We start from the raw sequence: 23304 nt of genomic DNA on the forward strand, positions 1-23304 counted from the left end.
TAAAATGACAGCATATTTACATATAGGAACTACCAATACAGGAAATCAAGAAAAACAAGGTTTTTTGATGCAAAATGAAGAAAAGCTTTTGCAAAAAGGTTATATTTACCCAAAAAGTCTTAGAGTGGCAAATAGACACTGGGCTTTGGTGGATATGGTTTTAGAGTTGGTTCAAAAGGAAAATATTTTAAAAGAGAAAAGTGTTTTAAGTCATATCACAAATGAAAGACTTCTTAGAACTATAGAAAATTTTAAAAGTGAAAGTGCTTTACATAAAGATAAAAAATTTATTTTTTCAGCTGAGGGTATAGTTTGGGATTTTTCTACCAAAAAACATGTAGAAATTTTAGAAAAGATTATGAGAGAGTTAGGTTTTACTCAAGTTTATATTATTGTATATTTTAGGGATACTTTGGGTTATTTAAACTCACATTGTTCTCAAGATCATAAAAACAATATGGGATATTATTCTGCTGATTTTGCCCCACAAGATCATCCTAGAAAATATATTTTTGACTATGAATGGATTTGTAAAACTCATACTGAGGTATTTGGAGAAGAAAATTTGATAGTAAGACTTCTAAGGGAGGATTATGTAGGAGGGACTTTGCTCAAGGATTTTGTTTATCATTTAGGACTTGAATGGGATGAGAGTTTTGTTTTAAAACAAACCAAAAATGAAAGTTTTAATCTTTTAGGAATGGAGCTTATGTCAAGATTAAATCAAAAAGATTTAAAGCAGGATAATCTTAATTCTTTGCTTTTTATGGCAAGAAGAAAATTTGAAGGCAGTAAAGAAAAAAGATTAAAATTTGCAGTGCAAAAAGATATTGCCAAAGCTTATGTGGATTATTTTGCTTCTTCGCTTGAATGGGTAAAAAACAAATATTTCCCGCATAAAAATTCTCTTTTTGCTCCTATAAATTGGGAAGAATACGAACAAAATTATACTTTAACTCACACACTAAGTAAAGATTGGGATGATGTGGCGGATTTTATAGCACAAATTATTGTTTCTAAAAATGAAATCATCAGTTCTTTAAAAGAACAGCTTAAACTTGCAAGGAAAGATTAGTCTTTCATTGCAGTTTCAAGCATTTTTTTGATATTTTCAAAGCTTTCAAAATTTTCAGGTGTGATAAATTCTGCTTTTAAGGGTTTTTTGTAAAATTTTTCTATTTCAGCAACCAAAGCCATGATATCGATACTATCGATAAAATCTTCACTTACTAGATTTTCCATACTCTCATTGATATCTGTTCTTTCTATATTGATAAAAAATTGTTTGATTTCTTGCATTTTTACTCCTTTGGTTTTTTGAAATTATAAAATATTTATTTAAACAAGTTCTTTTAAGGATTTCCTATCGATTTTACCATTTTGATTAAGCTTAAATTTTTCGATTTTAATAAAATTTTTTGGGATCATATAAGAAGGTAATTTGTCTTTTAAAAAAGCTTTAAAATTAATCTCTTTTTCACTTTCATAAAAACAAATAATATCTTCTTTAAAAATACAAGTGCTGTTTTTTACACTTGTATGAGAATTTATCACGCTTTCTATTTCTCCAAGTTCTATCCTATGCCCCATATATTTGATCTGATTATCTGCTCTTCCATAGCATAAAAGCTCTCCAAATTCATTATAAGAAACAATATCTCCTGTTTTATAGAGTAAATCTAAATAATTATCATGCAAAGGATTTTGTATAAAAGCTTGTTTGCTTTTTTCTTTGTCATTATAATACCCTAAAGACAAAGAAGTTCCACGCACGTAAAGCTCCCCTTTAACACCTATTTGTTTAGGACTTATGAAATTCATATTTTCATCAAAAACTAAAAGTTCTGTGTTTTTACATGCTTTACCTATAGGTAGAAGTTCTTCATCTTTAAAAGCGCGATTGATGATATAAAAAGAACACACATCAGTGATTTCTGTTGGGCCATAAAGGTTGGCAAATAAAGCATTGGGTAAGTGTTTACGCCAAATATTTAGCTGTTTATTAGGCATGATTTCACCACAAAAAAGTATCTTTTTTAAGGCGTTTAAACTAAAATTATTTAAAGCTTCAGTATTTGCAAAATAAATCAGCACTGAAGGCACCCAAAATATAGTGCTTACTTTTTCTTTTTCAAGGCATTCTAAAATTTTATTTGGAAAGGCAAAAAGATGATTAGGTAAAAGATGTAAAGTCGCTCCTGATTTTACACTTGAAAAAATATCTAAAATGCTATTGTCAAAATAAAACGGTGCTTGATTGGCTAAAATTTCATTCTCATCAAATTTAAAAGTCTCACATACCCAAAAAGTATAATCAATCACACTCTTATGAGCTATACTTACTCCTTTAGGAATGCCTGTGCTCCCGCTAGTAAAGAAAACATAGAGTAAATTAGTATCTATATGTTTTTCTTTTGCAATTTTTATTAAACTCTCATCTATATTAAAACTTTCAAAGTCTTGTGTATAAAGCGTAGGCAAATCTAAGTTAAAATTTAAGTCCTTTGAAGTGATAAAAAGTTTAGGTTTTAAAACTTCTATAACTTTTTCTATTCTTTCTTTAGGACTTTTCTCATCTAAAAGGGTATAAAAATTTCCACTTAATGCCACTCCAAAAAATGAAATCAAACAATCAATCCCTTTGGGTAAGATGATTAAAATAGGAGCTTGAGCAGGATTATCATTTCCTAGGTTTCTTAAAATTTCACTGGCTAGTTTTTTAGAAAAAAGATCAAAGTCTTTGTAAGTGATTTCTTTTCTTTCCTTGGCAAAAGGTTCTATAAAAGCAGTTTTTTCGCTAAAGTTTTCAAGGCTTTTTTCTAGGAAGTTATAGATGTGGGTTGTCATGATTTGCCTTTTTAGTTTTTTGTAATATAATATCGATAAATTAATAAAAAAGGCCTTTATATGCTCATAAACCAAACCTTTGAAATTGATTCTTGTGATGATGTAGAATTAAATATAAAAAGAACCAGTAAACTTGAATATCGCATCAGTTATGATGATGAAAAAGATCTCAAAGCTATAGTTTTTGTCATAGGAGGTTATGGAGCTAATGCAAATATATATTTTTTAGACTCTTATAGAAATTATATTGCTAAAAATTTTGATGTTGTAGCAGTGCATGTTTTTTATCATTGTTTTTGCCAAAGGCGTTCAGATGTTTTAAAATACGATGCAAGTGCAAAATTTTTAGAAGAAGATCTGGAAAATTTTTCTAAAGTATTGAATGATTTTAACATTGATGGTAGAAATTTAAATTCTAATAATGCTTTAGAATATTATCATCATTTAGATCATTGTATTGCTACTTTAAAATCACAAGGAAAACTAGTACAAAATTATCAAGCGAAATTTACTTCAACTTTTATCCCGCCTAATGGAGATTATCAAAATTTTGGCATTATGGCAGCTATTGATCATATCAATGCTTTAAAAGATTTAGTTAAGCGCTTTCCAAAATTTGCAGATTTACCAAAAATTTATGGGGGGGGGTCTTATGGAGGATACCTATCTTTACTCATAGCAAAGATAGCTCCTTGGTATGTGGATGGCGTGATTGATAATTCAGGTTCGGCTTTGCCACCTTTAAATTATATTTTAGGAAGAGAAATGGAGGACGGTTGCGATTATGTTTTAAATAGTTCGCATATTTTAATAGAATGTTTTGTAAAAACCCATTGGACACGTAAAGAAAATTCACCTTATTTTTTTAATAATGAAAATTATTTTATTAGAACATTGTTAAATAAAGATCATTTGATTTTACAAAGTCAAAAAAATAAAAATATTATTTATGTGAGTTATCATAGTAAAGAAGATCCTTTAACTCCAGCAAATTTTAAAGAACAAACCATGCAAATATTAAAAATTTTAGGTTACGATGTAACCTTAAATTTGATAGATGAAAATAAAATTGATGGAAAATTTATTAAAAATTTAGATCATGGTTGTGGTATACCTGATAAAGCCTTATTTAGAAAAGAACTTCCTTTAATGCTTGAAAAACTACAAGGAAAAAAATCTTTTATGCGAGAAAATTCCATTTCTTATCCTTGTGGAAATAAAGTGTTTATATTTAAAGATGCGGGAGATAAATTTGAATTAGAGATAAAAGATTAAAACCTTAAAGGTTTTAATCAAGCTTTGCTAAATTGATTAAATCACTCACTTTTTGACAATTTTTCAAGTCCTCGGCTGTGATTTTTAAAGCAAAAAGATTTTTATAAAGCACCATCACAGATACAAAAGCCAAACTATCCCATTCATCTATATCATCAAGTAGTATATCTTCATTTAAGTCTTCATCTCTATGCATAGCTTCTTTAAGCTCTTCTAAAAATTCAGTTTTTGTCATTATTTCTCCTTTGTGTAAATTAAAATATCTTTTGTGTATAAATCCTTGAAATTTAGCACCGCACTTCCCCAACTAAGCCCTGCGCCAAAAGCACTTAAGCTCGCTTTAAATTCTTTTGGAGTATCTAACTCGCAAAGTAGGGCAGGTAGTGAACAAGCGCTTAGATTAGCGTATTTTTCCATGATGAAATTAGGAACTTTATCATCATTAAGTTTTAATTCTTCTTTAATACAATCAACCAAATACGCATTAGATTGATGAAAAAGATGAAAAGCAATGTCTTTTTCTTCTACCTTGGAAAATTCTAAAATTTCTTTAAAGCTTTTAGGTTCGCATTCTAAAGCCATATTAAAAATATTTGCTCCGTCCATGTAAAGATTTTCTAATTGTCTAAACTCCTCAGTTTGCATGAGCGAATCGTCGTTAAAAATATCTATTCTAGGTATTCTCATCGCACCTTTTGGAATAATGAGTTTATCAAAATGTCTTCCATCGCTTCCAAGTTCAAAAAAGGCTTCATTAAAATCCGTTTTTTCAATCAAAGTTGCACTTACTCCATCGCCAAAAATAGGGGATAAATTCATATTTTTAGGATGGATGAATTTGCTTAAAGTATCCCCACAAATGAGTAAAATTTTACCTAAGCCACTTTGTATCAAAGAATGAGCGACAAATAAGCCGTATAAATATCCTGCACAAGCTTGTCCTAAATCAAAAGCTATGGTTTTAGAGCTTAAATTTAAAAGCTGATGCAAATAACAAGCCGTAGAAGGCATGAAAAAATCAGGACTTTGAGTTACTACGATGAGTGCATCAAGGCTATTTTTATCTATATTTAAACCTTGTAAAAGTGTATTGGCTGCGTGTTTTCCAAGATCGCTTACGCAAGTGTTTTCATCGCAAATATAACGCGTGTTTAAACCTATGACTTTTTTCATTCTTTTAAGGGTTTTAATATCATTTGAAAAAACGCTTTCTAACTCATCATCAATGCAAATTTTATGTTCAGGTACGCTTACGCAAATGCCTGAAATTTTGGCTTTATCAAATCTAGTTTTCATGGATTATAAGTCCTTTAAAGTTTAAATTTTGAAATGAAACAAGGGCTGAGTTTTTTTCAATTTCTTTAGAAATTTGTTCTAAAAAGCTTAAAAATGGCATATTTCTTTCGCCTTTTTGATAGTAAAGCCTTGCATTATTGTTTTTAAGATCAAAGAAATGTAAAGCTAGCTCAAAGGCTTTAAAAAACATTCTAGTTTCAAGTTTTCTACCTAAAGCCCTACAAGAAATACAAAGATCATCGATAAATAAATTTCCTTCTTTGCAAGAAAAAACAAAAATAGCGATAATCCCACTATCGTTTAATTTATCACTCATGCTCACACTTACAATGAGCTCTTTTTGCATGTGTTGTGCGACTTTTTCTTGATTTAAGCGTGTGTAATTAGCGATAAATTGATTGGTTTTGCCTAAAAGTTCGCTAATGCGAGGGATATTTTGCAGATCATTTTTGCTAAAATTTAAGCTGATTTCAAGATTTTGAAAATATTCTTCATCACTTAAGCTTTTAAGCTCTTCTCTTAAAGCATTGGCTGCTATATCTTTGGCACGAATTTGATCTTCTTTGGTATTTGAAAGTTTTAAAAGATTAGGAAAAAGTTTGATTTTATAAAGTATATTTTCATCGCATAAAAGTGTTTTAACGCCTGTAAATTTGGTATTTTCAAGCTCGGCGATATTATCATCTATAAAAAGCATAGCGTTAGTATTTATATTAAATTTTTTAGCAATTTTTAAGATATTTTCACCCTTTGGCTCCCAATTGATCATTCTAGCATCAAAATCATCCCATTGCAAGATGAAATCTTTCCTTATTTCAAAAAGTTTTTTTGTGTCTTTTTCTTCATTTTTTGAAGCTAGGGCAAGTAAAAATCCTTGTTTTTTAAAAGTTTTAATTTTTTCTTGTAAGGTTTTGTGCAAAGGACTTAAATTAAGATTATCTATACCCTCTTCACCTAAAATTCCTTGATACAAGGTATTATCAAGATCAAGTACAAGAGCTTTAAGAGCAGGTTTTATGAGTGCAGGGATGAGGCTAAGTCCTAAAATTTGTGCTAAAAAAATCAAGGCTTTATTATTAAGTTTAGAGCCTGTAAGTTCTTCTTTAGCTAAGTCTAAAATATCTTCTTCATCAAAATACTCTTTTATGAGTTTTTCCACATTAAAAATTTCGCAATTTAAAATTTTTTTATCTGTTTTAAATTCTCCTAAACTAAGGACTAAAATAGGGCTTTGTGAAATTTTTCTTAATGCTAAAAGTCTTTCTTTTAGAAAATTTTGCACATTATTTTTATAGCGGGTTAAATCCAGCCATAAAAGTTCCAAATTAGCTTCTTTAAAATTATCAAAACTTAAACTATCATCATAAGAGCTGAAATTAAACTCAGCTTTTAAATTGGCAAAATGTAAAAAAGGAGTAATGATACTTTGCACTCCTTCAAAAGCATGATTTCTATGGATATTGATAAGAAGATCTTGACTTTTACTAAAGTCTAATTCTTTGGCAAATTTTATAAGCTCATTGCGTTTTAAATGGGGTGAGAAAAGATTCATTATTTTTCCAAAACCACTGCCATAACAATAGCATTTTTTGTTTTTAATGCTTTTTCTAAAGAATAATTATTTGCCATAAAATATTCACATTCTTTGATTTTTAAACCTGCATTTTTAAGCAAATCTTTAACTTCATCAGGATGGGAAAATAAATAAATATGGTCAATAGCAGGAGCGTTGATAGGGATGGTTGCAAAAATTTCTCCACCATCATTAAGTAAAGTTTTCACATCTTTCATAAACTGTAAAGGTTGCTCTACGTGCTCCAAAACTTCTCCCATTACAACTAAATCTGCTTTATTGTTGAAATTGCATTTAGTGAAATCTTTACATATAAAATCACATTTAAAATTATTTTGATTAATTGCTCCAAATTGATTTTCTACCATATCTTTGCTCATTTGACAACTTATAGGAGAAATATCTATTCCATAATATTCTATAAATTTTTGACTTCTTAGTGCTTTAACAAAAAATTCTCCATGACCAGGACCGATTTCAAGATAAGTGCTTTTTCGATCTTGTTTTTTATCTATATATTTAGCAAAATATCTTCTAACTTCAATATGAGCATTCCAAATAAAAGAAGATATAGCAAGTCCCACCATGTATTGCTTCATATAATTTTCATTGAAATATACCATATTTTCTACTTCTGCTAAAGTGCTATATCTATATTTTCCAAATTCTATAAAATATTTAGTTTCTTCTAGAGTGTCATTGAGTACAACTATATAACTTTTAGCTTGTTCTTCTAGATTGATGTTCAATGTATCTTTATAATAGATGATAAGTTTTTCTAAATCATTATACTCTTCATCTGAAAGTTGTAATCCATCTAAACATTTTTTATGCAAAGCATTTTTTTCTTCTATGAGTTTAAATAGTTTTTTAGTATTTTTTAACATAATTTTTCCTTAATAGCTTTTAAAAGTTCATTTTGAGATTTTAAGAGGCTTAAATCTTCTTTGTTAAATTTGATTTCAAATTCTTCTTCTAGGCTCATAATGATATCAATATGAGCTAAAGAAGTCCAGTTTTTACAATTTTCCATGCTTAAATTTGTATTTTCATCTACTTTGATTTCAAGGATATTTTCTAAAATTCCATAAAATTGTTTTTCCATTGTATAGCACTTTCTTAAGAATGTTGAAAATTAATATATTGTATCATAAAATTTTTCATTAATTATAAAATATTTTATTTAGGTTTTAACATGGAAAAGATAATACGATTTATAAATTTCTTAGAGTTAAATAAAGATGATTTTATTTTATTTACAGGGAATTTAATGCAATTTTTGCAAAATATAGATGGAGATAATAGAAAAAAATTAAATTTTTTATTAGATTGTATGAAAGATAATGTAGATACATTAGCTATTCATACTTTTAATTGGGATTTTTGTAAAGGTTTGGCATATGATATTTTAAATTCTAAATCACAAACTGGAGCTTTAGGTAATATAGCTCTTAAAAGAGATGATTTTAGAAGAACAAAACACCCTATTTATTCTTTTGCGGTTACTGGAAAATTTCAAAAAGAACTTGTTGCACTTGAGAATAAAGGAGCTTTTGATAATAATTCTCCCTTTGCTTTTATGTATAAAAATAATACAAAAATGATTATTGTAAATTTGCCTTTGCAAGATTCTTTTACCTTTGTGCATTATGTGGAAGAATGTTTAAAAGTGGATTATCGCTTTAACAAAAGTTTTGAGGCTTTATATACAGATGAAAAGGGATTTACGCAATTAAAAACTTATGATATGTTTGTTCGCAAAGATGGAGTTTTAACGGATGTTAATGGTTTGGAAGATCTTTTTATAAAAGAAAATGTGATGGAACTTAAAAAATTTGAAAATCTTTGCATTAAGAAAATTGATTTATCTAGGGCATATGACATAATTGTTAAGGATATTAAAGATAATCATGCTAAAAATTTAATGAGTTATGCTTAAAAGTTTATATTCTAAGATTTTTACCAAAAGCTCTTTAAATTCATAAGCTTGCATATTTAAGATATTGGCTATATCGATGATATCATTTTCCCCATCACAGTAAGCCAAAAAATTACAAGCCAAAGGAATGTCATTGGCAGTGCTAAGGGTATGATATAGTCCTCTTTTGCCAAGATTAGGTTCGCATACTATGGTGTTTTCATATACAGCGTTGATTTCTAGATTTAAAATCATTTCTTGTATGCTTGAAAGTCCACCCATTAAGCCTTTTTCAGAGATAAAATTGAGATCATCTTTTGAGTTATGATATCCATCATAGTCACCGTATCTTGTGCGACATACCCCTACTATGCCAAGATTTACAAGCGGAGCATTGTATTGTCTTTCATCGCTTCCACGATCTAGAAAACTAAAAGCTTTGAAATTTTTTTTATTTTTAAGCGTATGCAAGGCAACTTTATCACTTAGAGTGTTTTTTTTGGGTGTGTGTATGAGTGAGTAAGCATGATCATCGCCTAAGCAAGAAAGCACAAAGCCTGCTTTAACATGTTTTTTTAAATGCTCTAAATGTTTGCTAAGATAGACTATAGAGCCTATGGTTTCAGGGATGATTACAAAGCGGTAATTATATCTTCTTTCTTTTAAACTCAAAAGCCATTTTGCTAAAAAAATAGCCACCACAGGACCACTAAGCTCGTTATTTGCCATGGAAGGATGACAAAGATAAGTTGAAATTAAAATTTCATCTTTTGAATTTTGTGTGCTAGGTAGGATAAAATCAGCATAGTCCAAAACCCCATTTTCATCATGTTTTGCATCGATATAGACCTTGTATTTGCCTTTTTTAAGTTTTTTTCTTTCATTGTGCGTGAGACAAAATCCCCAACGCCTTTTGTAATAACTCGTTACATAAGGAATAGCATCAGGCATTTCTTCTATGGAGTAAAGATGATCTTGAAGTTCTTCTAGTTCGATTTCTTGATCGATGGCTTCGCTATAGTTTAGAAGGTGTAGATTATGCTTTTTAAAATCACAAATTTTTTCTCCTTCTGGAGTAATGATATAGGCTTCTTTGGCGTTCCATTCATCAGGGACTATCCAGTCAAAAACCTTTGTACCACTTTTAATAGAGTGAAATTTGAGTATACCCCCCCCCCAGAGTTTTATTTAAAATTTTTAAGCTAGCTCTAAAACCTTGCCCTGTGATGCTTCTAGGGATAGGAAAAAGTTCACAAGCTAGTTCATACATAGCCTTTCCAGTTTGGCCAAAATCTTGACTTCTAAAGTCTAGCTTATCCACAATATCCCTTTTTAACTTTTTCAAGAGTGCTAAATAAAGTATCTTTTACAAATTTTGCATCTTTTAGATTCATTTCTTGATGACAAGGTATGCTAAGCTCGGCTTTGTAAAAATTATCCGCATTTTGAAGTTTTATTTCTCCTAAGAGTTTTTTATAAAAACTAAACTCATAAGTCGGTTTATAATGCACCTGTACACCAACTCCTGCATGAAGTAAGTTTTCAAAAAGTTCTTCTTTTTGACAATAAAATTCAGGAAAAAGCAAAATAGGATACAAATGTCTCGAGCTTTTTTTATAATCTTTGATTTTTATCGTGGAGAAATACGGATTTCTTTCAAATTCCTTATCGTAAAAGCTTGCGATTTCTTCTCTTTTTTCAAGATTGCGATCGAGTTTTTTAAGCTGGTTTATCCCTAAAGCACAAGCAACATCACTTAAGCGGTAATTATAGCCAAGTTCTACCATATCACTATCCCAAAGTCTTTTTTTAACAATACCATGACTTCTTAAAAGCTTGATTTTAGCGATAAGCTCTTCATTATCACTCACCACAGCCCCACCTTCAAAAGTAGTGATAGGCTTAACAGGGTGAAAAGAAAAGATAGAAAGATCGGCTTTTTTTCCCACTTTTTCACTTTTATATAAGGCACCTAAAGCATGGCTTGCATCATCGATTAAAGGGATATTGTATTTTTTAGCAAGGCTTGAAATTTCATCTATTTCAACGCTATTTCCCCCAAAATCCACCACGCTAATAGCTCCTATATTTTTACTATCTTTTAAAAGTCTTGCTTCTAGTTTTTTTTCGTCAATATTGCCATCGTTTTTAATGTCGATAAACTCTACCTTAGCTCCAGCTATTAAGGCTGCATTAGCCGTAGCAGCGAAGGTTAAAGGAGTGGTTAAAACGATTTTTTCTTGGACACCTAATGCTGTGTAGGCAAGATGAAGAGCTGAAGTAGCTGAGTTTAATACACAAGCGTGTTTTACGCCCACATATTCGCAAAGGGCTTCTTCAAATTCATCTACCTTTTTACCTCCAGTTAAAATTTCATCTTTTAAAGCTTTTGTAAGCGTATCTATATCGCTTTGATCGATGTTTTGATGAGAATAAGTAAGCATTTTAAAAACCTTCAGTATGATTGATGATTTCTAAAAGTTCTTTTTCGCTTGCCCATAAAGGATTATTATCCGAGCTATAAGAAAAACCATCTTTTACTTTTTGTCCTTTTTCGCCTATGGCATTGATACTAAAGTCATTATCTTTATCTACAAATTTAATACTCGGGCTTATAGCATAGTAGTTTTCAAATTCATAGGTTAAATGACTATCATCGCTTGAAATCATGATTTCATGTAGTTTTTCTCCTGCTCTTATGCCTATGATTTTATGGCTTAAATTAGGAGCTAGAGCATGGGCTAGATCGGTGATTTTCATCGAAGGAATTTTAGGGATAAAGATTTCTCCTCCATGCATTCTTTCAAAATTACTCAGTACAAATTTTACTCCATCTTCAAGGCTGATCCAAAAACGAGTCATTCTCGTATCGGTGATAGGAAGTTCTTTAGCTCCTTCGCTGATGAGTTTTTTAAAGAAAGGCACCACTGAACCTCTTGAACCTACAACATTGCCATATCTTGTAACACCAAAGCGTGTTTGCTTGTTACCTGCTATGTTGTTTGCAGCGACAAAAAGCTTATCGCTTGCAAGTTTGGTTGCACCGTATAAATTTACAGGATTACAAGCCTTATCCGTACTAAGAGCGATACATTTTTTAACCCCATTTTCAAAACAAGCATCTATGACATTTTGCGCGCCGTGGATGTTTGTTTTTATACATTCCATAGGGTTATATTCAGCAATAGGCACATGCTTCATCGCAGCAGCATGTATAACAAAATCCACATCACGCATAGCAGTACTTAAGCGCTCTTTATCTCTTACATCTCCTATGAAATAACGCATACAAGGAGCATTAAAAACGCTTGCCATTTCAAATTGTTTGAGCTCATCACGAGAATAAATGATGATTTTATTAGGTTTATAGTTTTCTAGTAAAACCTTAGTGTAGGTTTTTCCAAAAGAGCCTGTTCCGCCTGTGATTAAGATATTTTTTTTGTTAAACATTTTGCCTTCCTTTGTTTAAGTTTTTTTAAAATTAAAGCAACAAGTGTTCCTATTTTAAAATTCTTGGCAAGGTTATGCCAGTTTGGGCTTGATACTTGCCTTTTTTGTCTTTATAAGTGGTGTCGCATTTTTCATCGCCTTGCAAAAACAACACTTGTGCTATGCCTTCATTGGCATAAATTTTTGCAGGTAAAGGCGTAGTGTTTGAAATCTCTATAGTGATATGTCCTTCAAAACCTGGTTCAAAAGGAGTAACATTGACGATGATACCACATCTTGCATAAGTGCTTTTGCCAAGACAAATAGCTAAAACATCATCAGGCATTTTAAAATACTCTATAGTTCTAGCTAGGGCAAAAGAATTTGCAGGAACTATACATACATCACCTTCAAAATCTACTACATTTTCTTCTACGAAATTTTTTGGATCTACTACAGTTGAATTAACATTGGTAAAAATTTTAAACTCACGCCCTACGCGTATATCATAGCCATAACTTGAAAGTCCATAGCTTATCACTCCTTTTCCTATATTTGCTTCGCAAAATGGCTCGATCATCTTGTATTCTAATGCCATTTTTCTTATCCAGTTATCTGCTTTTAAGCCCATTTTTAACCTTTTAATATTTGTAATTTTTTATAAGGATTATAACCTAAAAAATCTATATTTTTTATGATTTTTTTCTTTTTTAAAGTTAAATTTTAAGTTTTTTTATATAATACAAGATTAAGTTCTTAAATTTTAGGAGAATTTTATGACAAAAGAAGAAATTAAAGAGTTAGTAAACCTTTTTGCTGAAGCAAATATTAGTAAAATTAAGATCAAAGAACAAGATGGTTTTGAAATAGAACTTGAAAGAGATATGTGTTGCGACGTTCCAGCTCCTGTTTGTCCTCCAGTTCCAGCTCCACAACCTATCAATGTAAGTGTTGTAAATGAAGCTCAACCTAGCCAAAATGCAAAATCAAACAAGCCAAGTATAAACAGCCCTATGGTAGGAACTTTCTATCAAGCTCCAAGCCCAGGTGCAGCACCTTTTGTAAAAGCGGGTAGCACAGTTAAAAAAGGCGATACTATAGCTATTATCGAAGCGATGAAAATCATGAATGAAATTGAAGCGGAATTTGATTGCAGGATCGCTGAAATTTTAGTTGCTGATGGTCAGCCTGTAGAATTTGGAATGCCTTTATTTGCGGTGGAGAAATTATAAAATGGAAATTAAAAGCATATTAATTGCTAATCGTGGAGAAATAGCACTACGCGCTTTAAGAACGATTAAAGAAATGGGTAAAAAAGCAATTTGTGTGTATTCTGAAGCAGATAAAGATGCTTTATATTTAAAATACGCTGATGCAAGCATTTGTATAGGAAAAGCAAGAAGTTCTGAAAGTTATTTAAATATCCCAGCTATTATTACAGCAGCTGAAATTGCTGAAGCAGATGCGATTTTTCCAGGATATGGATTTTTAAGTGAAAATCAAAATTTTGTTGAAATTTGTGCTAAACATAACATCAAATTTATAGGTCCTTCTGTAGAAGCTATGAATTTAATGAGTAATAAATCAAAAGCTAAACAAGTAATGCAAAGAGCAGGCGTGCCTGTAATCCCAGGAAGCGATGGGGCTTTAGCAGGAGCTGAAGCAGCTAAAAAACTTGCTAAAGAAATAGGCTATCCTGTGATTTTAAAAGCAGCTGCTGGCGGTGGCGGCCGTGGCATGCGTGTGGTGGAAAATGAAAAAGATCTTGAAAAAGCGTATTGGTCAGCTGAAAGCGAGGCTATGACAGCTTTTGGTGATGGAACTATGTATATGGAAAAATACATTCAAAATCCACGCCATATAGAAGTGCAGGTTATAGGAGATAGTTTTGGTAATGTGATTCATGTGGGTGAAAGAGATTGTTCTATGCAAAGACGCCATCAAAAACTTATCGAAGAATCTCCCGCGATTTTGCTTGATGAAAAAACACGCACTAAGCTTCATGAAACTGCTATTAAGGCAGCCAAAGCTATAGGATATGAAGGTGCGGGAACTTTTGAGTTTTTAGTTGATAAAAATTTAGACTTTTATTTTATAGAAATGAATACACGTTTGCAAGTTGAACACTGTGTAAGTGAAATGGTAAGTGGGATTGATATCATAGAACAAATGATTAAGGTAGCAGAAGGTTATGCCTTACCATCTCAAGAAAGTATTAAATTAAATGGGCATTCTATAGAATGTAGAATCACGGCAGAAGATTCTAAAACTTTCTTGCCAAGTCCAGGCAAGATTACTAAATACATTCCACCCACAGGACGCAATGTCAGAATGGAAAGTCATTGTTATCAAGATTATAGCGTACCTCCTTATTATGATTCTATGATAGGTAAGCTTGTAGTTTGGGCAGAAGATCGCAATAAAGCTATTGCAAAAATGAAAGTAGCTTTAGATGAGTTACTTATAAGTGGGATAAAAACAACCAAAGATTTCCATCTTTCTATGATGGAAAATCCTGATTTTATTAACAATAACTACGATACAAATTATCTTGCAAGACATTAAAATTTCCCTATTAAAGGGAAATTTTAATTGTAATTTTTATCTTAAATATTCTATATTGATTTTAGAGCGGAGTTTATCAAAATAATCCTGTATGAAATTTTGTCTTTGTTCGCTTACATAAGCGTTTAAAACTTCATTTTTAACTTGCTCATATTCAGGAGTTTGTGCTCCATCTTTGCTTTTAACTTCATAAAGTTCATAGCCATTTTTTCCATTTAAAACAGGGGAAAAGCCTCCAACAGGAATTTGCGATAAAAGCCCTAAAAGTCTTGGATCGGCATTGCTTGTGTTTAAAGATGCATTTTGTGGTTTAAGGATTGTTTTTTTTGTATTTTTGATATTTTCTAAAGTTTGAGGATTGTTTGATAAATAAATATTTGCATTAATTTGTGTATAAAAAGTGAATTTATCTTTATTTTGTTCGAAAAATTTTTTTGCTCCATCATCACTAAAATCAGTTTTTGCCATACTTGCGATTTTTTCATAAAGCTTTCTTTTTTCTAAATCTTTTTTTAAATTTGCACGAAATTGTTCATAGCTTTGATTTTTGGATTTTAAATTTGCTTTAAAAGCATTTAAAGTAGTTTTGTTTTGAGCAAGCATTTTATTTATAGCATCATCAAGCTCTAGAACATTGACTACAATACCCAGTTGTTTCATTTGTGAAATTTCCATTTTTTCATTGATGAGTACGCCTAAAGCTTTATTTCTATCAATTTTAAGTGCTTTCATAGTTTGATCTATATCATAAGTCGTGATAGGCTCTTTGTCTACAACTACAGCTATAGCATTAATGGTATTTGCACTAGCTAAACTTGCAAAAAATGCAAAACTTAATAAAATTTTTTTCATTTCAAACCTTTATTTAAGTATAAATATCGCATTATATCAATAAAAATTTAAGAAAAGGCAAAAAATGCACGAAAAACTTACAACGCGTTTTGCTCCAAGCCCAACAGGGTATTTGCACATAGGTGGACTTAGAACAGCTCTTTATAATTATTTATACGCTAGAAAAAATGGTGGAAATTTTTTACTTCGTATTGAAGATACGGATTTAAAAAGAAATTCTAAAGAGGCTACTAAAGCTATTATTGAAGCTTTTAAATGGTGTGGTTTAGAACATGATGGAGAAGTAACTTACCAATCAGAGCGTTTTGATCTTTATAAAGAATATGTTAAAAAGCTTTTAGATGAAGGCAGGGCGTATTATTGTTATATGAGTAAAGAAGAATTAGAAGAATTGCGTACCAAGCAAGAAGCTGCCAAAGAGCGCCCAAGATATGATGGAAGATATAGAGAATTTAAAGGTACGCCACCTCAGGGTATAGAACCTGTTGTGCGTATTAAAGCACCTCAAAGCGGTGAGATTGTTTTTGAAGATGGGGTTAAAGGCGAGGTGAGATTTAAAGCAGAGGATATAATGGATGATTTTATCATTGCAAGAAGTGATGGAACCCCAACTTATAATTTTACTGTTGTTATTGATGATGCTTTAATGGGGGTAAGCGATGTGATTCGCGGAGATGATCATCTTTCAAACACTCCTAAACAAATTGTACTTTATGAAGCATTAGGTTTTAAAATTCCTAAATTTTTTCATGTGGCTATGATACATGGAGAAGATGGTAAAAAGCTTTCAAAAAGACATGGGGCAACTGATGTTATGGAATACAAAGAAATGGGAATTTTACCTCAAGCTTTGCTTAATTTTCTTGTGCGTTTAGGTTGGAGTCATGGTGATGATGAGGTTTTTTCGCTAGAAGATTTGAAAAAACTTTTTGATCCTTATCATATCAATAAAAGCGCATCTTGTTATAATGCTAAAAAGCTTGAATGGCTTAATGCTCATTATATTAAAACTCTACCTTTTGAAGAGATTAACCGTCAGCTTAAAGATCTTGGCTTTGATTTATCTGTTTATGAAAAGGCAGGATTTTTACTTGATTTATTAAGAGAGCGTGCAAAAACCTTGCATGATATTATCAATGGTGCAAAAAGCATAGTTAATGCACCGCAAAATTATGATGAAAATGCAGTGCAAAAATTTGTTAACGAAAATAATTTAGAATTGCTCCAAGCATTTGCTAATACACTTAAAGATCAAAAAACAGGTAAAGATTTTGAAGATTTTACAAATGATTTTTTAGAAAAAAAAGAAGCAAAGTTAAAAGATTTGGCTCAGCCTATACGCATAGCTTTAACAGGGAGTGCGGTAAGTCCTAGTATTTTTGAAGTATTAGAATTTTTAGGGGTTGATGAGTGTAAAAAAAGAATAGAAAATTTTTTAAAAGTTAGAGGAAAATAAAATGAATTTAAAAGAAGAAGCTTTAAAATACCATTTAGGTGGGAAAATTGATATTGTGCCAAGTAAGCCAATGGCTACAAGTCATGATCTATCTTTGGCGTATAGCCCAGGAGTTGCAGAACCTTGCCTTGAAATCGCTAAAGATAATGAGCTTGCTTATACTTATACAAATAAGGCTAATTTGGTAGCTATAGTTAGTGATGGTTCTGCTGTTTTAGGACTTGGAAACATAGGAGCACAGGCTTCAAAACCTGTTATGGAAGGTAAGGCTTGTTTGTTTAAAAAATTTGCAAATGTTAATGCTTATGATATAGAAATTGATGTTCATAGTGTGGAAGAGATTGTAAATTTTTGCAAAGCTTTGGTTCCGACTGTGGGTGGGATAAATTTAGAAGATATAGCTGCTCCAAAATGTTTTGAAATTGAAGCGGCTTTGCAAGATTTAGGAATTCCTGTAATGCATGATGATCAGCATGGAACGGCTATTATTTCAACTGCGGGACTTATGAATGCTATGGAGATAAGCGGTAAAAAATTTAAAGACATTAAGGTGGTTGTAAGTGGCGCAGGTGCCGCAGGTATAGCAAGTGCTAAGATGTATAGAAATTTAGGGGTCGAAAATATTATTTTAGTAGATAGCAAAGGTGTTGTTTCTAAGGATAGAAATGATTTAACTCCTCAAAAGCTTGAATTTGCTGCTGATTCTAAGGAAAAGACTTTAAAAGAAGTTTTAAAAGGAGCTGATGTTTTCCTAGGACTTAGTGCACCAAAAATTCTTGATGATGAAATGGTTTTAAGTATGGCAAAAGATCCTGTGATTTTTGCTTTGGCAAATCCTATCCCTGAAGTGATGCCTGAAGATGTGGCTAGACTTAGAAAAGATGTGATTGTAGGAACAGGAAGAAGTGATTATCCAAATCAAATCAATAATGTTTTAGGTTTTCCTTTTATTTTTCGTGGGGCTTTAGATGTGCGTGCAAGTAAAATCACTGAAAATATGAAAGTAGCTGCTGCTAAAGCATTAGCAGATCTTGCAAAACTTCCTGTAAGTGATGCGGTTAAAAAGGCTTATAATTTAAGCGCTTTAGAATTTGGAAGAGATTATGTCATACCAAAACCTTTTGATGAAAGAGTAAAAGCTGCAGTAAGTACAGCTGTAGCAGCAGCTGCGGTAAAAGATGGTGTGGCTAAGGTAAAAAATTTTAACGAGAAAGCTTATTTTGAAAGCTTAAAATGAAAAATATTCATTGTATCAATCATCCATTGATCGAACATAAATTAGGAATTTTAAGGGCTAAAGAGACAAAGCCCTTTCAATTTCGTATGTTAATCGATGAAATTTCATCTTTTTTACTTTTTGAAGCGAGTAAAGATTTTTCTTTAAAAGAAATTGAAATTTCAACACCTATACAAAAAACTACAGTAAAAAAACTTGATGAAAAAATTATGATTTGTCCTATTTTAAGAGCTGCATTAGGAATGCTTGAAAGTGTTTTTAAGATGATTCCTGATGCAAGTGTTGGGTTTTTGGGGTTTGTGAGAAATGAAGAAACTTTAAAGGCGGATTTTTATTTTCAAAAACTTCCCAAAGATGCAAAAAAACGCACTGCTATTGTTATAGATCCTATGTTTGCTACAGGTGGGACTGCTATAGAGGCTTGTAATTTTTTAAAAAGCCAAGGAGTTAAAAAAATAAAATTTATATCCATACTTGCTGCTCCACAAGGTTTGAAAAAATTTAGCCAAGTGCATGATGATGTGGAAGTTTTCGTAGCTTGTATTGATAAAGGTTTAAATGAAAAAGGTTATATTATCCCAGGGCTTGGAGATGCAGGAGATAGAGTGTTTAACACTCTTTAAAAGAGATGATTTTTGGAAAAATTGATTATATTAATCTTTTACCTTTACATATATATCTTAAGAAATATCCCCTACCTAATGGTTATAAAGCAAGTATGGAGTATAAAAAAGGAGTTCCAAGTAAGCTAAATAAAGATTTATTTTATAGAAGAATTGATGCAGCTATCATTTCAAGCATAGAAAGTGCTAGAAAAAAATATAAAAATTTAGATTTGGGTATTTGTGCTAATAAAAGAGTTTTAAGTGTATTAGTAGAAAAAAATACATCAAATGCTAAAGATCCAAGTTCAGCAACTTCAAACGCTCTGGCTAAAGTATTAAAACAAGATGGAAAAGTAATTATAGGTGATAAGGCTTTAAAGCTTTATCTAAAAGATCCTTCTAAACATATCGATTTATGTGCAAAATGGCACGAAAAAACAGGATTGCCTTTTGTTTTTGCTAGATTTTCTTGTGTGCAAAAAAAAGCTTTATATAAACAAATTTTGAAAAAATTTCCAAAAACAAAGATTAAAATTCCTTATTATATACTGCAAAATTATGCCAAAACAAGGGATTTGGATGTAAAAGATGTTAGATATTATTTAGATGAAGTTATATATCATAAAATTTCTACTAAAGAAAAAACAGCCTTAAAGCGTTTTGTAAAGGCTTGCAAGGCTTTAAATCTTGATTAGTATTCAAATTCTCTAAGTTCTTTAACTGTTCCAAGAAGTATTACAACATCTCCACTATAAACTGTTGTGGTTTCTAAATCAGGCAATATTTCCCAGTCGCTATTTAATTTTTTATAAGAAATCACTTTCATATTTTGTGCTACATGTTTTAAAGAATTTCCTGCTAATTTTTCATCTATATTGATCTTAATAGCTCGTATAGTATTTGCTGAAAGATCAAAAACTTCATAATCGGCATCTTTGGTTAAAAATTCTTTTACTAGTCTTTTAGCGCTTTCTTTTTCAGGATAAATAACCTTTGTTGCACCTAACTTAGAAAGAATTTGACCATGGATATTAGAGGTTGCTTTAGCAATGATGTTTTTAACACCTATATCTTTAAGCGCCATAAGAGTAAGGATTGATTTTTCAACATTTTCTCCTATGCTAACAATAACAACTTCAACATCATGAAAGCCTGCTTCTTTTAGAGCTGAAATATTTGTAGAATCTAAAATATAAGCATAGCTTGGAGGATTTTGTATACTTTTTAAAGTTTCCTCATCTTTATCCGCAACGATAACAGTATGACCTCCAGCAATGAGTTCATCTGCTACAACTGAGCCAAATTTTCCAAGTCCTATAATTCCATAATTAAGATTTTTCACGATTTTACCTTTATAAATTAACCTTTCCTTCAGGGAATTTTAAATGAATAGCTTTGTCTTGTTTGAATACCGAGAGTAAAAAAGCAAAAACACCTATCCTGCCACTTAGCATCATAATGATGATAATCACCTTGCTAGGATCACTAAACAAAGCACATAAAGATAAAGTTCCACCATTTCCTACTGAAATTCCTACGGTTGCAAAAGCTGAAGAAGTTTCAAAAAGCAAGGCTATAAAATCAAAATTTGACTCTAGCAAGGAAAGCAAAATAACAGCTATTACTATATAAACAGCTGAACCTACAGCTATAATAAAAGCTTTAGATATAGTTTCTCTTGGAATTTCATGTCCAAAAATTCTAACTCTTCCATCTCGGATACTCCAATAAGCATAGAGTAATAAAACCATTACAGTTGTTACTTTCATACCCCCAGCTGTTCCTCCTGGTGCACCACCAATAACCATAAACAATGATCCAAAAAATAAGCTCGCATCATGCAAATGTCCCATATCTAAGGTGTTAAATCCTGCTGTGCGGTAATTAATAGCGATAAAATATGAGCTTAAAATTTTATCAAAAAATGAAAAATGTCCTATAGTCTGAGGATTTGAGTATTCAAAAGCAAAAATAATAAGCGTTGAAGAGAAAATAAGAAAAATACTTGCAACAACAACCATTTTTGTATGTAGGCTTAAATTTTGCAATTTTTTTCTTTGAAAAAAGTATAATTCAACCAAAACAAAATATCCAAGCCCTCCAATAATAATCAAAGAAGTGATAATAAGATTAATTGCTATATCATGTTTGTAAGCTATAAGTCCATGTTCAAATATGGTAAACCCAGAATTATTAAAAGCGCTAATAGAATGAAAAATTCCAAACCATAAAGCTTTCTTAAAATTCATTTCAAGGGCAAAACGCATGGTAAGAAGTATAGCACCTATCAATTCTATAGTAAAAATGAACAGTAAAACCTTTTTAAAAAATTTAAATAAACCATCCATTGATGGATAAAATAAAGACTCTTTTAGTAAATTTCTTGCACTAAATCCCACTTTTTTGCGTATGAGTATATAAACAAACAAACCTATACCCATATATCCCAAGCCTCCAATTTGCACCAAAGCCAAGATAATAATTTGTCCTGCTAAGGTAAAATCAACCGCAGTGTTCTTAACTGCTAATCCTGTCATACTAACAGCAGATGTGCTTGTAAAAAAGGCATCTAAAAAATCAATAGGAGTTGTATGTGCCCAGCTTGAATGTAGCAATAAAGCCCCAAACAATGCAATAATAATATAACCAGCTAGTAAAATTTTAAAAGTTCGTCTATCTAGTCCAAATTGTTTCAAAAAATTTCCATTTGATAATGATCTAAAGCGGGTATTCTATCTTATTAAAACTTTAAGGGAAATAAAATTTTATTTTTGTATTTAAACTTAAATTAAAGAAAAAAAGATACAATTACATTTTTACTTTATCAAACTAAGTGGTTGGATAGCTCAGTCGGTAGAGCAGCAGACTGAAAATCTGCGTGTCGGCAGTTCGATTCTGCCTCTAACCACCACTTTATCTTTCAAAAAATCACATCACATATTTTTTTACACAAGACCGAAATATTTAAAGGACTAAAAATTATTATTTTAAAGAGAGAGTCTATAACTTATAATAGAATGGTGGATTTAGCAGGACTCGAACCTGCGACCAACCGGTTATGAGCCGGTTGCTCTAACCAACTGAGCTATAAATCCGCCTAAAGTTGAATTAAAAGATAAAATTATACCTTATTAATGCTTAAAAATATTTTATTTAGCCTTTATATCCGTCCAAAAATATCTAAAAGTGATTAAATGCTGTAAAATTCCAAAAAAAATCATAAAAATAGTAAAAGAACTTCCACCATAACTAAAAAAAGGCAAAGGGATTCCAACTACTGGTGCAAAACCTATAGTCATTGAGATATTTACTGCTGCATAAATAAAAATAAATAATGCAACACAATTAATAGCAACTCTAGTAAAATAATCATCTTTAAGTTTATAATTTAAACTAAGTAGATGAAAAATAAGTAAAATATAAAATATAATTAATGTCAATCCCCCAATAAATCCAAATCTTTCTATCATGTAAGCGAAGATAAAATCACTTGTTGAAATAGGTAAAAATTTAAAATGAGTTTGCGTAGCTTCATCTTGAGATTTTCCAGTTAAACCACCATTTCCAATGGCTATCATTGATTGGGCTACTTGATAACTTGGTTTTTCTGAAATAAAATCATGAATTCTTTGCTTTTGGTAGGGCTTTAAAAGATGTGTATAAATAATAGGAGAACTAACACTTATAGCTATAACAATACTTAACCAAATTTTATAATGAACTCCCATGATAAAAAGAACTCCAAAACCAACAAGTAGTAAAACCATAGCACTTCCTAAATCAGGTTCTTTTGCAATTAGCAAAAAGGGTAAGATGATGTAAAAGCTAAGTTTGATGAATTGTTTAAGTTTGTATCCATTTTTTGGAGGAGGATTTTGATAAATAAGATAAGCAAGCATTAAAATAAAACTAGGTTTAAAAATTTCAGAAGGTTGTATAGTAAAGTGAGTAAAAGGAATTTCAAGCCATCTTTTAGCACCTAATTTTTCAACCCCAAAAATATCTACGCTTAGCAATAAAAAAATATTAATCCAATAAGCAACTGGAATAATCCAAATAAATTTCCTTATGGGAAAGAAGAAAAAAACCATAAAAGCAAACAATCCCACACAGGCATAAACAAACTGTTTTTCTGCTAAAAAAGGATTAGCTTCAAAGATCAAGAAAAATGAAATAAAAATTATGGGTAAAAATAAAATGGGTTGCATATAGTCAAAATGAGTTAAAATTCTTCTATCTAATCTAAACAAA

General features: G+C 30.9%; 23 protein-coding genes, 2 tRNA genes and 1 pseudogene. 10 read left to right on the top strand and 16 right to left on the bottom strand.

Going from position 1 to position 23304, the window contains the following annotated elements; all coding sequences use genetic code 11:
• Positions 1-4: 4 nt before the first annotated feature.
• A complete protein-coding gene (locus tag AJN60_RS08585; RefSeq protein WP_052949187.1) occupies positions 5-1075 on the top strand; it encodes a hypothetical protein in 1071 nt (356 codons plus the stop codon).
• Here AJN60_RS08585 and AJN60_RS08590 read toward each other — a convergent pair.
• Positions 1072-1299, bottom strand: a complete 228-nt coding sequence (locus AJN60_RS08590; protein ID WP_002777686.1) for an acyl carrier protein — start codon at positions 1297-1299, stop codon at positions 1072-1074. The two genes, AJN60_RS08585 and AJN60_RS08590, sit on opposite strands and share 4 nt — an antisense overlap.
• A gap of 39 nt (positions 1300-1338) precedes the next feature.
• A complete protein-coding gene (locus AJN60_RS08595) occupies positions 1339-2847 on the bottom strand; it encodes an AMP-binding protein (RefSeq protein ID WP_070286268.1) in 1509 nt (502 codons plus the stop codon).
• Positions 2848-2907: 60 nt separating this feature from the next.
• Between AJN60_RS08595 and AJN60_RS08600 the strand changes: the two genes are divergently transcribed.
• The gene (locus AJN60_RS08600; protein ID WP_070286269.1) at positions 2908-4122 is read left to right on the top strand and encodes a DUF2920 family protein; all 1215 of its coding nucleotides are present in this window, start codon (positions 2908-2910) and stop codon (positions 4120-4122) included.
• A 13-nt stretch (positions 4123-4135) separates the two neighbouring features.
• On the opposite strand, the gene AJN60_RS08605 is transcribed toward AJN60_RS08600, so the two are convergent.
• Genes AJN60_RS08605 through AJN60_RS08625 form a run of 5 tightly spaced genes read right to left on the bottom strand, consistent with a single transcriptional unit; the run spans position 4136 to position 8096 of the window.
• Positions 4136-4357: an acyl carrier protein gene (locus AJN60_RS08605; RefSeq protein WP_070283065.1), complete on the bottom strand. Its 222-nt coding sequence runs from the start codon at positions 4355-4357 to the stop codon at positions 4136-4138.
• Positions 4357-5418, bottom strand: coding sequence for a beta-ketoacyl-ACP synthase III (locus tag AJN60_RS08610; RefSeq protein WP_070286270.1), 1062 nt, complete (start codon positions 5416-5418; stop codon positions 4357-4359). The genes AJN60_RS08605 and AJN60_RS08610 overlap by 1 nt, the downstream gene beginning before the upstream one ends.
• Positions 5408-6970, bottom strand: coding sequence for an HAD family hydrolase (locus AJN60_RS08615; protein WP_070286271.1), 1563 nt, complete (start codon positions 6968-6970; stop codon positions 5408-5410). The genes AJN60_RS08610 and AJN60_RS08615 overlap by 11 nt, the downstream gene beginning before the upstream one ends.
• Positions 6970-7878: a class I SAM-dependent methyltransferase gene (locus tag AJN60_RS08620; RefSeq protein WP_070283070.1), complete on the bottom strand. Its 909-nt coding sequence runs from the start codon at positions 7876-7878 to the stop codon at positions 6970-6972. The genes AJN60_RS08615 and AJN60_RS08620 overlap by 1 nt, the downstream gene beginning before the upstream one ends.
• On the bottom strand, positions 7872-8096 hold the full coding sequence (locus tag AJN60_RS08625; RefSeq protein WP_070283072.1) for an acyl carrier protein: 225 nt from the start codon (positions 8094-8096) through the stop codon (positions 7872-7874). Before AJN60_RS08625 ends, AJN60_RS08620 begins: the two co-directional genes overlap by 7 nt.
• Before the next feature lie 90 nt (positions 8097-8186).
• Between AJN60_RS08625 and AJN60_RS08630 the strand changes: the two genes are divergently transcribed.
• Entirely contained in the window at positions 8187-8930 is a 744-nt protein-coding gene (locus AJN60_RS08630) for an AAC(3) family N-acetyltransferase (protein WP_044780594.1), read from the top strand.
• Here AJN60_RS08630 and AJN60_RS08635 read toward each other — a convergent pair.
• The 4 genes and pseudogenes from AJN60_RS08635 to dcd form a co-directional block, all read right to left on the bottom strand.
• Positions 8913-10230: pseudogene (locus AJN60_RS08635) on the bottom strand (DUF4910 domain-containing protein). The gene AJN60_RS08630 and the pseudogene AJN60_RS08635 sit on opposite strands and share 18 nt — an antisense overlap.
• Positions 10223-11353, bottom strand: coding sequence for a UDP-4-amino-4,6-dideoxy-N-acetyl-beta-L-altrosamine transaminase (gene pseC, locus AJN60_RS08640; protein ID WP_070286272.1), 1131 nt, complete (start codon positions 11351-11353; stop codon positions 10223-10225). Before pseC ends, AJN60_RS08635 begins: the two are co-directional and overlap by 8 nt.
• A gap of 1 nt (position 11354) precedes the next feature.
• Positions 11355-12359, bottom strand: a complete 1005-nt coding sequence (pseB, locus tag AJN60_RS08645) for a UDP-N-acetylglucosamine 4,6-dehydratase (inverting) (protein WP_070286273.1) — start codon at positions 12357-12359, stop codon at positions 11355-11357.
• Positions 12360-12408: 49 nt separating this feature from the next.
• The gene (dcd, locus tag AJN60_RS08650) at positions 12409-12969 is read right to left on the bottom strand and encodes a dCTP deaminase (RefSeq protein ID WP_002861983.1); all 561 of its coding nucleotides are present in this window, start codon (positions 12967-12969) and stop codon (positions 12409-12411) included.
• Between the two features lie 145 nt (positions 12970-13114).
• Here dcd and accB point away from each other — a divergent pair, with 145 nt between their 5' ends.
• On the top strand, positions 13115-13570 hold the full coding sequence (gene accB / locus AJN60_RS08655) for an acetyl-CoA carboxylase biotin carboxyl carrier protein (protein ID WP_052949200.1): 456 nt from the start codon (positions 13115-13117) through the stop codon (positions 13568-13570).
• 1 nt (position 13571) lies between these two features.
• Complete coding sequence (locus AJN60_RS08660; protein WP_070286274.1) at positions 13572-14903, top strand: acetyl-CoA carboxylase biotin carboxylase subunit; 1332 nt, start codon at positions 13572-13574, stop codon at positions 14901-14903.
• Between the two features lie 36 nt (positions 14904-14939).
• Here AJN60_RS08660 and salC read toward each other — a convergent pair whose 3' ends face one another.
• Positions 14940-15755, bottom strand: coding sequence for a peptidylprolyl isomerase SalC (gene salC / locus AJN60_RS08665; RefSeq protein WP_070286275.1), 816 nt, complete (start codon positions 15753-15755; stop codon positions 14940-14942).
• 64 nt (positions 15756-15819) lie between these two features.
• Between salC and gltX the strand changes: the two genes are divergently transcribed.
• From gltX to AJN60_RS08685, 4 genes are read left to right on the top strand one after another with little or no spacing between them, the layout of a single operon-like run.
• Entirely contained in the window at positions 15820-17211 is a 1392-nt protein-coding gene (gene gltX / locus AJN60_RS08670) for a glutamate--tRNA ligase (RefSeq protein WP_070286276.1), read from the top strand.
• A 1-nt stretch (position 17212) separates the two neighbouring features.
• Complete coding sequence (locus tag AJN60_RS08675) at positions 17213-18448, top strand: malic enzyme-like NAD(P)-binding protein (protein WP_070286277.1); 1236 nt, start codon at positions 17213-17215, stop codon at positions 18446-18448.
• Positions 18445-19071: a uracil phosphoribosyltransferase gene (gene upp / locus AJN60_RS08680; protein ID WP_070286278.1), complete on the top strand. Its 627-nt coding sequence runs from the start codon at positions 18445-18447 to the stop codon at positions 19069-19071. Before AJN60_RS08675 ends, upp begins: the two co-directional genes overlap by 4 nt.
• Before the next feature lie 5 nt (positions 19072-19076).
• Positions 19077-19748, top strand: a complete 672-nt coding sequence (locus AJN60_RS08685) for an MqnA/MqnD/SBP family protein (protein WP_070286279.1) — start codon at positions 19077-19079, stop codon at positions 19746-19748.
• Here AJN60_RS08685 and AJN60_RS08690 read toward each other — a convergent pair.
• Positions 19745-20395, bottom strand: a complete 651-nt coding sequence (locus tag AJN60_RS08690) for a potassium channel family protein (protein ID WP_002861975.1) — start codon at positions 20393-20395, stop codon at positions 19745-19747. The genes AJN60_RS08685 and AJN60_RS08690 overlap by 4 nt on opposite strands.
• A gap of 10 nt (positions 20396-20405) precedes the next feature.
• A complete protein-coding gene (locus AJN60_RS08695; RefSeq protein ID WP_044778992.1) occupies positions 20406-21749 on the bottom strand; it encodes a TrkH family potassium uptake protein in 1344 nt (447 codons plus the stop codon).
• Positions 21750-21888: 139 nt separating this feature from the next.
• Between AJN60_RS08695 and AJN60_RS08700 the strand changes: the two genes are divergently transcribed.
• Positions 21889-21964: transfer RNA gene (locus tag AJN60_RS08700), tRNA-Phe, on the top strand.
• A 107-nt stretch (positions 21965-22071) separates the two neighbouring features.
• Here the strand turns inward: AJN60_RS08700 and AJN60_RS08705 are convergent.
• Together AJN60_RS08705 and AJN60_RS08710 are read right to left on the bottom strand one after the other, a co-directional pair.
• Positions 22072-22148 (bottom strand) — tRNA-Ile (locus tag AJN60_RS08705).
• Positions 22149-22202: 54 nt separating this feature from the next.
• Positions 22203-23303 (bottom strand): FtsW/RodA/SpoVE family cell cycle protein, encoded by a 1101-nt coding sequence (locus tag AJN60_RS08710; protein WP_070286280.1) that lies wholly within the window; start codon positions 23301-23303, stop codon positions 22203-22205.
• Between the last annotated feature and the right edge of the window lies 1 nt (position 23304).

This window comes from Campylobacter sp. BCW_4323, assembly GCF_001763115.1.
Taxonomy (GTDB): Bacteria; Campylobacterota; Campylobacteria; order Campylobacterales; family Campylobacteraceae; genus Campylobacter_D; species Campylobacter_D jejuni.

Bases quoted from the DNA above. Each gene is read 5' to 3' on its own strand.
- AJN60_RS08685 (WP_070286279.1), top strand. From the start codon at position 19,077: ATGATTTTTGGAAAAATTGATTATATTAATCTTTTACCTTTACATATA.
- AJN60_RS08660 (WP_070286274.1), top strand. From the start codon at position 13,572: ATGGAAATTAAAAGCATATTAATTGCTAATCGTGGAGAAATAGCACTA.
- dcd (WP_002861983.1), bottom strand. From the start codon at position 12,969: ATGGGCTTAAAAGCAGATAACTGGATAAGAAAAATGGCATTAGAATAC.
- AJN60_RS08630 (WP_044780594.1), top strand. From the start codon at position 8,187: ATGGAAAAGATAATACGATTTATAAATTTCTTAGAGTTAAATAAAGAT.
- AJN60_RS08595 (WP_070286268.1), bottom strand. From the start codon at position 2,847: ATGACAACCCACATCTATAACTTCCTAGAAAAAAGCCTTGAAAACTTT.
- AJN60_RS08585 (WP_052949187.1), top strand. From the start codon at position 5: ATGACAGCATATTTACATATAGGAACTACCAATACAGGAAATCAAGAA.
- AJN60_RS08600 (WP_070286269.1), top strand. From the start codon at position 2,908: ATGCTCATAAACCAAACCTTTGAAATTGATTCTTGTGATGATGTAGAA.
- AJN60_RS08620 (WP_070283070.1), bottom strand. From the start codon at position 7,878: ATGTTAAAAAATACTAAAAAACTATTTAAACTCATAGAAGAAAAAAAT.
- AJN60_RS08610 (WP_070286270.1), bottom strand. From the start codon at position 5,418: ATGAAAACTAGATTTGATAAAGCCAAAATTTCAGGCATTTGCGTAAGC.
- AJN60_RS08605 (WP_070283065.1), bottom strand. From the start codon at position 4,357: ATGACAAAAACTGAATTTTTAGAAGAGCTTAAAGAAGCTATGCATAGA.
- upp (WP_070286278.1), top strand. From the start codon at position 18,445: ATGAAAAATATTCATTGTATCAATCATCCATTGATCGAACATAAATTA.
- AJN60_RS08590 (WP_002777686.1), bottom strand. From the start codon at position 1,299: ATGCAAGAAATCAAACAATTTTTTATCAATATAGAAAGAACAGATATC.
- AJN60_RS08625 (WP_070283072.1), bottom strand. From the start codon at position 8,096: ATGGAAAAACAATTTTATGGAATTTTAGAAAATATCCTTGAAATCAAA.
- pseC (WP_070286272.1), bottom strand. From the start codon at position 11,353: ATGCTTACTTATTCTCATCAAAACATCGATCAAAGCGATATAGATACG.
- gltX (WP_070286276.1), top strand. From the start codon at position 15,820: ATGCACGAAAAACTTACAACGCGTTTTGCTCCAAGCCCAACAGGGTAT.
- accB (WP_052949200.1), top strand. From the start codon at position 13,115: ATGACAAAAGAAGAAATTAAAGAGTTAGTAAACCTTTTTGCTGAAGCA.
- pseB (WP_070286273.1), bottom strand. From the start codon at position 12,359: ATGTTTAACAAAAAAAATATCTTAATCACAGGCGGAACAGGCTCTTTT.
- AJN60_RS08675 (WP_070286277.1), top strand. From the start codon at position 17,213: ATGAATTTAAAAGAAGAAGCTTTAAAATACCATTTAGGTGGGAAAATT.
- salC (WP_070286275.1), bottom strand. From the start codon at position 15,755: ATGAAAAAAATTTTATTAAGTTTTGCATTTTTTGCAAGTTTAGCTAGT.
- AJN60_RS08615 (WP_070286271.1), bottom strand. From the start codon at position 6,970: ATGAATCTTTTCTCACCCCATTTAAAACGCAATGAGCTTATAAAATTT.